The organism is Caballeronia glebae, assembly GCF_001545035.1.
Lineage (GTDB): Bacteria > Pseudomonadota > Gammaproteobacteria > Burkholderiales > Burkholderiaceae > Caballeronia > Caballeronia glebae.
In genome coordinates, this window is sequence record NZ_FCOJ02000110.1 from 1 (window position 1) to 11,086 (window position 11,086).

The 11,086-nt window shown below is 65.4% G+C and carries 10 protein-coding genes; 4 read left to right on the plus strand and 6 right to left on the minus strand.

Going from position 1 to position 11,086, the window contains the following annotated elements; translation table 11 throughout:
* The 4 genes from AWB82_RS35380 to AWB82_RS35395 all read right to left on the minus strand — a co-directional run.
* The coding region (locus AWB82_RS35380) for a TolC family protein (RefSeq protein WP_235023582.1) at positions 1-799 on the minus strand (799 nt) is incomplete at its 3' end.
* Between the two features lie 353 nt (positions 800-1,152).
* On the minus strand, positions 1,153-1,452 hold the full coding sequence (locus AWB82_RS35385; RefSeq protein WP_086973914.1) for a hypothetical protein: 300 nt from the start codon (positions 1,450-1,452) through the stop codon (positions 1,153-1,155).
* Between the two features lie 338 nt (positions 1,453-1,790).
* Positions 1,791-2,249, minus strand: coding sequence for a DUF4399 domain-containing protein (locus AWB82_RS35390; protein ID WP_235023579.1), 459 nt, complete (start codon positions 2,247-2,249; stop codon positions 1,791-1,793).
* A 27-nt stretch (positions 2,250-2,276) separates the two neighbouring features.
* A complete protein-coding gene (locus AWB82_RS35395; RefSeq protein ID WP_086973915.1) occupies positions 2,277-2,714 on the minus strand; it encodes a DUF4399 domain-containing protein in 438 nt (145 codons plus the stop codon).
* A gap of 340 nt (positions 2,715-3,054) precedes the next feature.
* Here AWB82_RS35395 and AWB82_RS35400 point away from each other — a divergent pair, with 340 nt between their 5' ends.
* The gene (locus tag AWB82_RS35400; RefSeq protein ID WP_086973916.1) at positions 3,055-5,007 is read left to right on the plus strand and encodes an SUMF1/EgtB/PvdO family nonheme iron enzyme; all 1,953 of its coding nucleotides are present in this window, start codon (positions 3,055-3,057) and stop codon (positions 5,005-5,007) included.
* 10 nt (positions 5,008-5,017) lie between these two features.
* Here the strand turns inward: AWB82_RS35400 and AWB82_RS35405 are convergent, their stop codons facing one another.
* A complete protein-coding gene (locus AWB82_RS35405) occupies positions 5,018-6,883 on the minus strand; it encodes a DUF3857 domain-containing transglutaminase family protein (protein ID WP_235023580.1) in 1,866 nt (621 codons plus the stop codon).
* A 209-nt stretch (positions 6,884-7,092) separates the two neighbouring features.
* Between AWB82_RS35405 and AWB82_RS35410 the strand changes: the two genes are divergently transcribed.
* Genes AWB82_RS35410 through AWB82_RS35420 form a run of 3 tightly spaced genes read left to right on the plus strand, consistent with a single transcriptional unit; the run spans position 7,093 to position 10,505 of the window.
* The gene (locus tag AWB82_RS35410) at positions 7,093-8,247 is read left to right on the plus strand and encodes an HPP family protein (protein ID WP_086973918.1); all 1,155 of its coding nucleotides are present in this window, start codon (positions 7,093-7,095) and stop codon (positions 8,245-8,247) included.
* Positions 8,248-8,290: 43 nt separating this feature from the next.
* Positions 8,291-8,701, plus strand: a complete 411-nt coding sequence (locus tag AWB82_RS35415; RefSeq protein ID WP_086973919.1) for a MarR family winged helix-turn-helix transcriptional regulator — start codon at positions 8,291-8,293, stop codon at positions 8,699-8,701.
* Positions 8,702-8,720: 19 nt separating this feature from the next.
* Complete coding sequence (locus tag AWB82_RS35420; RefSeq protein ID WP_086973920.1) at positions 8,721-10,505, plus strand: chloride channel protein; 1,785 nt, start codon at positions 8,721-8,723, stop codon at positions 10,503-10,505.
* A 192-nt stretch (positions 10,506-10,697) separates the two neighbouring features.
* Here AWB82_RS35420 and AWB82_RS38740 read toward each other — a convergent pair.
* Positions 10,698-11,086, minus strand: a 389-nt coding sequence (locus AWB82_RS38740) for a hypothetical protein (protein WP_235023581.1), incomplete at its 5' end; no start/stop codon positions are given.

An 11,086-nucleotide genomic window follows, 5' to 3' on the forward strand; every position in this document is an offset into this window, starting at 1 on the left:
CGCGTTTTTGCAGTTTGCCGTCGGGCATCGTGAACTCGCCCGCCGGCACGCCGATCAGCGTGGAAAGCGCATTGTTCGCGAGGTCGCGCGAGCGGCGCAGCTCCAGCAACTCGCGCGTCAGCCGATTGAGTTCCGCGCGCTGCGTGAGCACCTGCGTCTTCGGCACGAGGCCGTTCTTCTGCATGCCCTCGAAGATGGTCAGGATCTGCTGGTTCGTCGCGATGGTCTGCTTCTGCTGATTGATCTGATCGTCGAACTGGAGAATCTGGAAGTACGTCGTCGAAACGAGCGCGACGAGTTCGAGATAGCCCGCGCGCCAGTCGGCCTCGGTCGCGCGGAATTCGGCCTTCTGCGCCTGCACGCCCTTCTCGACCGATCCCCAGATATCGATGTCCCAGCTCACTTGCGTCGCCAGGTTGTACTGCTTCGAAAACTTCTGACCGGTCGTCTTCTCGAAGCTCGCGCCCGCGCCGAGATCCATCGACGGCAACGCGCCCGCGCGCGCCTCGCCGATCTGCGCGCCCGCCACCTGGATGCGCGCGGCCAGCACCTTGATGTCGAAGTTGCCGTTGATGGCCTTCTCCACCAGCGAGTCGAGATACGGGTCGTTGAACTGCTTCCACCAGTCGGGGCGAATCGTGTCGGACGCGGCGACCTTCGCTGTGTCGGTCTTCGTGAAGGCGGCTTTCCCGGGCGTGTCGGGCCGCTGATACGTCGGCGGCGTTACGTCGAGGCAGCCCGAAAGCAGCGCGGCGGCAATCAGCCCTGGCACGACGGCCCACTCGCGCCCGATGGTCAGACGCAACGATGGCAACAAGGCTCGCACGATCTCGCTCCCGGTGAACGCGCACCGACGGTCAGTTTCAAGGGTGAGAAGCGCGGCGCCGGCCGTTCGGTTATTCAAGTAAATCACACGGCGCGCCGGGACTCCATACGGGTTAAGTCACGTGGCGCGCGCGTGCTCTATGGCACGTCGCGCGTTTTCGTGACGCGGTCCGGCGACGGATGCGACCCGCGCTCGAACCACTACGCCCGATGCTGCGGGCGTTGTTGCGGCGAAGCTCCCCGTGCCCCGCCTTTACTGCTGACTACCTTGATGCTTACCGCATCGAGATCCGGTTCATTCCTCGCGGCGTTTCAGCCGTTTCAGCTTTACGCGAGATCGCCCGCCACGCCAAAATTCACGTTGGCGATGTTCTTCGCGTTCTGCGTCGGCGTGACCGTGGACTGCGACTTCAGCGCTTCGGCGAACGCGATGTTGCTGCCGTTCTGATTGAACGTGGTCTGCGTCTGATTGATGATCTGCTGCGGATTGAACGGCATCGAGAGCGTCGCCCCGTTCATCGAGATGTAGCCGGGGAACAGGACCGCATAGCCACCGCGCACCGCGGACATCGCGCGGTTGTCGAGTTCTTCGGTGACAGGCAGATCCTTGATCGTCAGCGTCTTCATTTCCGCTCTCCTTGGGTGCGCGTCGCGCATTCGGTGGTAGCTCCGAGCAACTTGTCCGCTCGCGACCATTCAATGCATAGGCTGTGCCAATCACGTCGCATACCAGCTGTTTTTCGCTAGATGCGTTGATGCGTATGGCTTGTGCCGATTCGCGCCAGTTGCGCTCGCGCCTCTCGATGATGCTGCTTGCCCAACACATCCCATCATCGCTGTCGGTTTCCAAACGACACCGCCTCGGTCCGCACGCACGAACGCGTCCCTCCGCGATACGCGCGCGGATTCCACCTCGGTAAGAAACCGGAAAAGGCGCCGCTCAAAGCCTCATGCGGCGCGCGGACTCACTTGACGTAGATCGTGATCTTTCTTGAATAGACGGGCGGGTTATGCGGTATGTGCTTGTCATCGCCCATCAGAAGCTGAAGCGTGTGCTTGCCCGGCGGCAGCTCGATCAGCGCTTCGGTTTCGCCGGCGCCGTAATGCAGATGATTGCGATCCGATGGAATCTCCTGATCCATCGGCGGCAAGTCCACGTCGATCAGCAAATGATGATGCCCCGTGTTCGGAAACTTCACGCCGCGCGGCGCGACGCCCATGAAGCGCAGCCCGAACCAGACCTTGAACGGCTTGCCCGCGGGCACGGTCTGACCATCGTTCGGATAGCCGATATACGCATAAGCGTTGGCGGGCGCGGGCGTCGTCCCGGCGAGCGCAAGAGGCGCGGCGAACGCCGTCGCGAGCGTGGCGGCGACGAGGAGCGAACGCGGCAGCGCGAGCGCATCAGCGGATCGTTTTTTCATGTCATGTGCCCTCGGCAAGTGCACAGCTCATTTCACCGTGATCGTGATCTTCTTCGAATACACCGGCGGGTCGTGCGGAATGTGGTTGTAGTCGCCCATCAGCAACTGCAAGGTGTGCTTGCCCGGCGGCAATTCGAGGCGCGCATCGGTTTCGCCCGCGCCGTAATGCAGGTGATTGCGATCGGACGGTATCTCCTGATCGAGCGGCGGCAGATCGGTATCGACCATCAGATGGTGATGCCCCACGTTCGGCAGATCGACGCCCTTCGGACAGACGCCCATGTTGCGCAAGCCCATGCGCACCCAGAGCTTGCCGCCCGTGATCACGGCGCCGTCCGGCGGCCAGATGATGTACGCCTCGGCGTTCGCGGGCGCGGGCGTGCGGGCACGCGCGGCGGAGAACGACGAATCGGCGGCCAGTGCGGCCAGGGAAGCCAGCGCGCCAAGCACGGTTCTTCTCAGCATGTTATGCACGCCTCTCTCGTTGAAAGGCCTCGTGGATGGGCCCGGGAAATCGATCCTCACACGCGCGAACGCTCGTGCTCGGAGCGTGATACGGGTTACGCGATACAGCGTCGTTGGTTTTTAGATTAGGACGTAACGCTTAAAAAAGATACGGTCACACGAGGGTCGCCCGGCCCTCATGACGGATCCCTTCTTTCAGGGGATTCAAGCGTCGCGTGAGTGCGTGCTATCGTTGTTGGTGCTGGATACAGAGGGCGCAGACCTCGCCCCAAAGCCTCGGCATCGCGCGCAATTGCAACACGATGCCCTCCACTCAAAGCCGGACGGACAGGGTGTGAATATGTGGCGAACTCTTCTTATCGCGGGCGTGGTTCTGACGATCGGCCAGACGCTCGCGCCAGCGAGCGCGGCACCGGTCACGGCGCCGCCCTCTTCCTCGATCGCGACGATCGCGACGATCGCGACGATCGCACCCGCGCCCCGACATCTCGCTCTCGTGATCGGCAATGCCGACTATGTCGATCGTCCGCTCGCGAGCGCATCGCGCGACGCGGATGACATGAGCGCCGCGCTCGACTCGCTCGGCTTCGACGTCACGCGCCGCACGAATCTCGATGAAGCCGCGATGCGGCAAGCGCTCGATGCATTCGCCATGCGCCTCGGCCCGAACGACACGGCGCTCGTCTATTTCGCCGGCCACGGATTGCAGGCCGGCGGCGATGCGCGGCTTGTGCCGCTCGACGCGCGCGAGCGACGGCCCGCGACGCTCGTGCGCGACACAATTTCCGCGCAGGACATCGTCGAACGCATCACGCGGGCGCGGCCGGGCGCGGCGAACATCGTCGTGCTCGACATGTGTCTGAACGATCCCTTCGAGAAAACTCACGCGCGCACGTTGACGCTGCCGCCGCGCACGCTCGTCGCGTATGCGGCCGCGCCGGGCGAGGCCGCATCCGAAGACGAGCGCAACGGTCGCTATACGGCGGCGTTGCTGCGCGCGCTGGGTGCGCGATCGTCGGTGACGTCCTCGGCGTTCGTGAAGGCTGCGTCGGATGTCGCGCGGGCATCGAGCGGCGCCCAGCGGCCGTGGATCGCGTCGACGCTCGATCGCGGCTTTACTATCGCCGATGCAGCGAATGTGCATTGGGCGGACGCGAACGCCATCAGTCCTGCCGAATCCGCCAACGCCGTCCGCACACGCGGCATCCTCCCGAAAGACAGCAACGAACAATACGAACTGACGTTCTGGGAATCGATCAAGGACAGCACGTTTCCGAGCGATTACGAAGCGTATCTGAAGGCGTATCCGAACGGCCGTTTCGCGGCGCTCGCCAAGGCGCGCATCGAGCGTCTGCGCGCGGCGGGAAATGCGAAGCCGGCCGCATCCGCACCACCAGCCGCGACGGCCGCGCCCGCCGCGCCGTCGCCGAAGCCGCCGCCTTCCGCGCCCGCTACGGCAGCGGCGCCGGAGAAGCCGCGCCCGGTCATACCGCCCGCGCCCGCTGCGGCGGCGGCCGTGGCACCGCCCGCCGCCATCACCACCAAGCCCGCAGCAAAAGCGGCGAGCGGCAGCGAGATCAAGGATTGCCCGGCGTGCCCCGTGTTGATCCCGCTCGCGGCCGGCAGCTTCACGATGGGCAGCAACAACGACGATCCCGCGGAGAAACCGCCGCATCGCGTGTCAGTCGGGCGCGCGTTCGCCATCGGCAAATATGAAGTCACGGTCGAGCAATGGAACGCCTGCGCCGATGCGGGCGCATGCACGCGCGTCGCGCCCGAGGGCGAATCGACGCCCGCGCCCGGCAACGCGCCGATGCGCAACGTGAGCTGGGACGACGCGCAGGTCTATGTCAAATGGCTGAGCAAGGTGGGCGGCAAGCCGTATCGCCTGCCCACGGAAGCAGAATGGGAATACGCCGCGCGCGGCGGCACGCAATCGACGTACTGGTGGGGCGATCAGATGAAGAAAGGCACCGCCGACTGCAAGGATTGCGGCGATCCGTACAAGCCCGAAGCGCCGGCGCCGGTCGGATCGTTCGCCCCGAATCCATACGGTCTCTACGACATGAACGGCAGCGTCTGGGAATGGGTCGCCGACTGCTGGCACGGCTCGTACAAGAACGCGCCCGCCGACGGCCGCGCCTGGGACGATCCCTCGTGCAGCGTGCGCGTGATTCGCGGCGGCTCGTGGCGCGAAGGCGCGGCCTACATGCAGTCGGCGACGCGCTTCAAATACAGTTCGAGCGTGCGGCAGTCGCAGAACGGCTTTCGCGTCGCGCGGGATATGGAGTGACGAGTGAGGTTTACGGGCCCGCCGCTTTCAGGATGATCTGCGCCTGCGTGTCCCGTTCGATCTTTTTCAGCGCGGGAAGCGCCGCCTGAAAATCGTCGGGCGTGCAGACCTGCTTGCCGAAACGCGCGTCCAGCGTGCGCGAAATCTGAATCACGTTCGACGACGGATCGAAGAGATAGCGCGAGCGGTAACGGAAGACATCGCTCGTCAGATCGAGATCGGCGGGCACTTCGGCCACGTGCGTCGTCTTCGGCAACGCGATCTGCGCGACCTCGTCGAACATGCCGCCAATGCACAAATACGGCTGCGTGCGCGTGCGCTCCGCGAGCCAGTTGCGCGTCGTCGTCGCGATACCGCCCGAGAGACTCGACAGCGCGGGCAGCGCCGTCGTGCCGGTCGGCCAGACGACGTCGTCGAGCGTGCCACGCAGGGTCGTCGCGAACGGGCCGCCGGTTGCATCGACATTGCTCGTCGTCAGCGCCCCCGCGCCGCGTAGATTCGTGAAGCGCAGCCGCTCCGCCGCGATCTGGTCGCGCCGTTGCGCATTCGCGAGACGCAGGTTAATGCGCTCGATCTCCGCGCTCCATCCCGCGTCCTCGACCCAATAGGCAAAGCTCGCCTCGCCTTTGTCCGCAACCTCGATCTGCAAACGCGCCGTGCGCGCGAGCGGCTGCGTCGCGGGCGTGCGGGCGAGCGCGCCCGTGTTCACGAGCAGCGCGGGCCGGTCCATGTCGGCGAGTGGCAGAAAGCCGAACTCCACGCTCGCCGCCGTGCTGTCCGCGTACACGTTCAGGTCCGGCAGCCACGTGACGATGTGATTGATCGCGCCCGATCCGTAACCCGGCACCGACGGCAGCGTATAGACCGAGCCGAGGCCGATCAGCGCGGGCTCGTTGCGAATGCCCACGGCATCGAGCAGCGCGCCGAACAGCGCGACGTGATCCTTGCAATCGCCGTAGCGGTTCGCGAGCACCTCCGTCACGCGATGCGGAACGGCGGGACTCTGACCGATGAACATCGCGACATAGCGGATGTGGTGACGCACCCAGTCGTAGAGCGTTTTGGCTTTCGCGCGGTCGTCGGCGTCGTTTTGCGTGAGCGATAGCGCGAGCGAGCGGATCGCCGGATCGGTCGCGCCCGGGTCGGCGGCCGCGTCGCGATAGGCCTTCGCGAAACTGGCGTAATCGGGGAAGGTCGTGACCAGCAGGCGGTCGCCGTACTGCGCGTAGCCCACCGAACCGCTTTCGATGCGCGCGTAACGATCATGCCGGTAAGTGAACGCGTAACGCGTGCGCCCGTTTGCCGTGACGGGCGGCTCGGCGACATAGCCGCGCGCATCGGCATAGAGCGGCTTGCCGGCGGGCAGATCGAAGACGAGCGTCTGCTGCGCGACGGGCCGCTGCCCCGGATCGACGTAATAGTTGAACTGGCCGGGAATCACCGCCGCTGCCTGGCTCTTGCGAAAACGCAGATGCACCGTCGAGCCGACGCCCACCGCCGGAAAAATCACCGCGCGCAGCTTCGCGTCCTGAAACGTGGGCGCGCCCGCCGAGCGCGGCTCCTGAATATCGCGGATCTGATCCGGCGAGACGTCGTGGCGCGCACCGTTCGCATCGATCGAATACGCCTCGACGATAGCCACCTCCGACACGCTCTTGTCGTACCAGACGTAGCGCTGCGCGATTTCGTCCACGCCCGCCGACGTGTTCGCGCGCAGCACGGCGGTGTCGTCTTCGGTGAGCGAGCCGTCGTTCGCGACGACGAACTCGTGAACGTCGCTGACGATGATCGAGGGGTCGTCGTCCGTCGCGGCCGCCGCGCACGACCACGCGCACGCGATCAAGCACGCCATCCGGGAAATGTTGCGCCGAGCCATGTCGAAGTGTCCGCGCCGCGCGAGGGAAAACCCATCGTACAGGAGGACATCGCGGCTGCGCACGCCCGTTCAGTCGCGACGAATCGAAGCGCGCGACAATTTGTATCATATTGCGATATAATTTGATGATTGTCGCACGCTTGCTTTCGCGCTATCGATCCGGCCAGCCGGTGTGACCCTCCACTGACTCTTCCCGGAACGCTGAAAAAGTGTCGCGTATCGCATTGCTTCGCTGGTTGCAAGGCTTCCTTCCCGCTCCCGTCACGCTGCGCTGGACCGAGCGTTTGCGCGCCGGTCTCGGCGCGCTCGTCGGCATTGCGCTGACGGGCGGGCTCGCGCATCTGATGATCGGCGACGCATCGGCGATTCCGTATCTCATCGCGCCGATGGGCGCCTCCGCCGTGCTGCTCTTCGCCGTGCCCGCAAGTCCGCTCGCGCAGCCGTGGTCGATCGTCGGCGGGAACATCGTGTCGGCGACGGTCGGTGTCACTTGCGCGATGCTCGTGCACGATCCCGTCGACGCCGCCGCGCTCGCCGCGTGTCTCGCGATCTGCGCGATGTTCGCGCTGCGCTGCGTGCATCCGCCTTCGGGCGCGGTGGCGCTGACCGCCGTGCTCGGCGGACCGTCGGTGCACGCGCTCGGCTACGGCTTCGTGATCGCGCCGGTGGCGATCCAGTCGGCGGCGCTGCTTGCATCCGCGATCGTGTTTCACGCGCTCACGGGGCACCGCTATCCGCACGGCCACGCTGCGCCGAAACCCGCGAACGCGCCGCCGGACGCCGCCTCGTTCACGCGCGCGGATCTCCAGGCCGTGCTCTCGCGCCGCAGCGAAATGCTCGACATCGATCCGGACGATCTCGAAGCGCTCCTGCGCGAGACGCAGATGCAGGCCTATGCGCGCCGTTTCACGGAGTTCACGTGTGCGGATATCATGTCGCGCACGATCGTTTCGGTGACGCCCGACACGAGCGCGCAGGCGGCGCTCGCGCTCCTCGACAGGCATCGCGTGAAGGCGCTGCCGGTGATCGACGCGACGCGACGCGTGTGCGGCATCGTCACGCGCGCGGACCTCGCGCCGGTGCGCGGTGGCGGCATCGTGGAGACCGTGAAGCACGCGATCGAGCGGCTGATGCGCGGCCCTTCGACGACGCCGCGGCTCGTCGCCTCGCTGATGACGACCGACGTCTGCACGGTGAAGACGAACACCGCCATCGCCGAGCTGGTGCCCATGTTCGCGCACTTCGGGCATCACCACATTCCGGTGGTCGGCGCGCACGATCAGCTTGCCGGCATGATCACCGAAACCGACCTGATCTCCGGCCTGTATCGGCAATCTTTCGCGGGCGAGCAGAAGAGCGCCTGAACCGCCCGCCCCCTCCGAACCGCCTCGCGCCGACTGAAATCCGATGAACGACTCGCGCAATCTCACCAAGCCGGACTTCGAACAGTTGTCCGAATTCCGCTATCAGATGCGGCGCTTCGAGCGCTTCTCCGAGCGCGCCGCGCAGGACGAAGGCATCACGCCGCTGCAGTATCTGCTGCTCTTGCACATCAAGGGCTATCCGGAGCGCGACTGGGCGACCGTCGGCGAACTCGCCGAGCGGCTGCAATCGCATCATCACGGCGTCGTGGCGCTGGTCACGCGCTGCGAGGTGGCCGGGCTCGTGCGCCGCGCGCCGAGCAACGAGGATCGCCGTCAGGTGCGGGTGCATCTGGAAGCGCGCGGCGAAGAAGTGCTCGCGCGCCTCGCCGCGCTGCATCGCGCGGAAATCAAGTCTCTCGAAGGCGCGTTTCGCGTGCCGCAAATCGATCTCTGAATCTCCTGGAGCACCATTCATGGACCATCACAAACGCGACTTTTCGGTCAACGACCGGTTGCTGAAGATATGCGGGCTCGCCGCCATCATCGGCGCGATCGCCACGCTCGCGGCCGTCTTGCTCCTCCGGCTCATCCATCTCTTCACGAACCTGTTCTTCTTCGGCACTTTCTCCTTCGAGGACACCTCGCCCGCGCTAAACACGCTCGGGCGCTGGGTCATCGTCATTCCCGTGATCGGCGGTCTAATCGTCGGCTTGATGGCGCGCTTCGGCTCGGACAAGATTCGCGGCCACGGTATTCCGGAAGCCATCGAGGCAATTCTGTTCGGCAAGAGCCGCATGTCGCCCAAGGTCGCGATTCTGAAGCCGTTGTCGTCGGGGATCGTGATCGGCAGCGGCGGTCCGTTCGGCGCGGAAGGCCCGATCATCATGACGGGCGGCGCGCTCGGCTCGCTCATCGCGCAATGTATCGACGTGACGGCCGCCGAGCGCAAGACGCTGCTCGTCGCGGGCGCGGCGGCGGGCATGACGGCCGTGTTCGGCACGCCGGTCGCGGCGGTGTTGCTCGCGGTCGAACTGCTGCTGTTCGAATGGCGGCCGCGCAGCTTTCTGCCGGTCGCGCTCGCCTGCGCGGTGGCGGGTTTCGCGCGCGCGGCCGTGTTCGGCACCGGCGCGCTCTTTCCGCTCGAAACGCAGCCGCCGCACATGATTTCGCTGCTGTCTTGCCTCGTGGCGGGGCTGTTGTCGGGCGCGCTGGCGTCGGGGTTGTCGGCCGCGCTCTACAAGCTTGAAGACCTGTTTCACAAGCTGCCGATCCACTGGATGTGGTGGCCCGCGATCGGCGCGGTGTTCGTCGGCATCGGCGGATACATCGAGCCGCGCGCGCTCGGCGTCGGCTATGACGTGATCGGCGATCTGCTGCATCAGCACATCGCAATTCAGGTGGCGCTGTCGATTCTCGCCGTGAAGGCGGTCATCTGGGTCGTCGCGCTCGCCTCGGGCACGTCGGGCGGCGTGCTCGCACCGCTTTTGATGCTCGGCGCGGGGCTCGGCACCGCGCTCGGCGCGATTCTACCCGGCCACGACACCGCGCTCTGGCCGCTCGTGTGCATGGCCGCGACGCTCGGCGCGACGCTGGGCGCGCCGCTCACCGCGATCGTCTTCGCCTTCGGCCTCACGCACGATGCGAACGCGATGCTGCCGCTGCTCGCCGCGACGCTCGTCGCGCATGGCTTCGCGACCGTCGTGATGAAGCGCTCGATCATGACCGAGAAAATCGCGCGACGCGGGTATCACATTTATCGCGAATACGGCGTGGATCCGCTTGAGCGCCATCACGTCGATGAAGTCATGACCCGCGACGTGCTGACGATCGACGCCGCCACGCCTCTGAGCGACGCGCTGGCGAAGCATTTCGGGCCGCAGCAGGTGCATCGCGCGTATCCCGTGGTGCGCGACGGCGTGCTCGTCGGCATGCTGGACCGGGCGTCGCTCGGGACGTTGATCGAGGCGTCTTCGGTGCAACAGGCGGACGTGAGCATCGGCGATGCATTGCAGGACATGAAGCACGGCGCACCGGCCTTCGCACTGCCGGGCGAACCGTGCCGGCTCGCCGCGACGCGCCTTGCGGTGCATGAGTTGGAGCGCCTGCCGGTCGTGGCGGACAAGCAGTCACTGCGGCTCGTCGGCATCGTGTCGCGCAGCGATCTCGTGAAGCCCTCGCGCGCGCACTTCGACGAGGAGCATCGGCGCGAGCGGTTCAGGGGCTTTCGGCGGACGACGCCGGTGCTGAAGAAGCATTGAGGAATGCGGGGTGTGCGGGCAGGTCAGCGAGCGGATGGTTCGACCTTGCCTGTTACGCGCAAGCAGAGATCTTCGTGTTCGTCCGATCCGATATTGCCGAGCGTACTGCCAGCCGCGCGCAGGAGTCCGGTCGGTGATACGCGTGGACGGGCTCGCTCAGAGATTACGAAAGACACGTTCCCCGAGTCTCTTTCAATCGACATTCCCGATACTCTTCGCTTTTCTTATTCCTGATTTAGTGCTACTTTTGCGCGCCAGCAGTTCCACCGATTGATTAGGCATTGCTGACTTCGAATATTCGGAGATAGTCCCGGCAGATACCGGATCAAAGAGGTCCGATAGATCGCTTCCTCCGTCCTCACGGAGACCCGAGGGAAGGGGGCGGTCGCTCCGCCCCCTTCCCGATCCACTACCGCGCACGATAGCTTGGCTACCAAAGCCCGTAGCAGTTTCATTTACCAAAACCACTGGCTTCATGGGCATTAGTTGACGATGAGCTTCTAACAGGCTGTTGAAATATCCCTTCTTGAACGCGCGCCCGCTCACTCGGAAGAGGCAACGCGACGCGGAGTCCCAACTAA

Excerpts from the sequence above, each read along its gene's own strand:
- AWB82_RS35385 (WP_086973914.1), bottom strand. The coding sequence starts at position 1,452 with ATGAAGACGCTGACGATCAAGGATCTGCCTGTCACCGAAGAACTCGAC.
- AWB82_RS35390 (WP_235023579.1), bottom strand. The coding sequence starts at position 2,249 with ATGAAAAAACGATCCGCTGATGCGCTCGCGCTGCCGCGTTCGCTCCTC.
- AWB82_RS35395 (WP_086973915.1), bottom strand. The coding sequence starts at position 2,714 with ATGCTGAGAAGAACCGTGCTTGGCGCGCTGGCTTCCCTGGCCGCACTG.
- AWB82_RS35400 (WP_086973916.1), top strand. The coding sequence starts at position 3,055 with ATGTGGCGAACTCTTCTTATCGCGGGCGTGGTTCTGACGATCGGCCAG.
- AWB82_RS35405 (WP_235023580.1), bottom strand. The coding sequence starts at position 6,883 with ATGGCTCGGCGCAACATTTCCCGGATGGCGTGCTTGATCGCGTGCGCG.
- AWB82_RS35415 (WP_086973919.1), top strand. The coding sequence starts at position 8,291 with ATGAACGACTCGCGCAATCTCACCAAGCCGGACTTCGAACAGTTGTCC.
- AWB82_RS35420 (WP_086973920.1), top strand. The coding sequence starts at position 8,721 with ATGGACCATCACAAACGCGACTTTTCGGTCAACGACCGGTTGCTGAAG.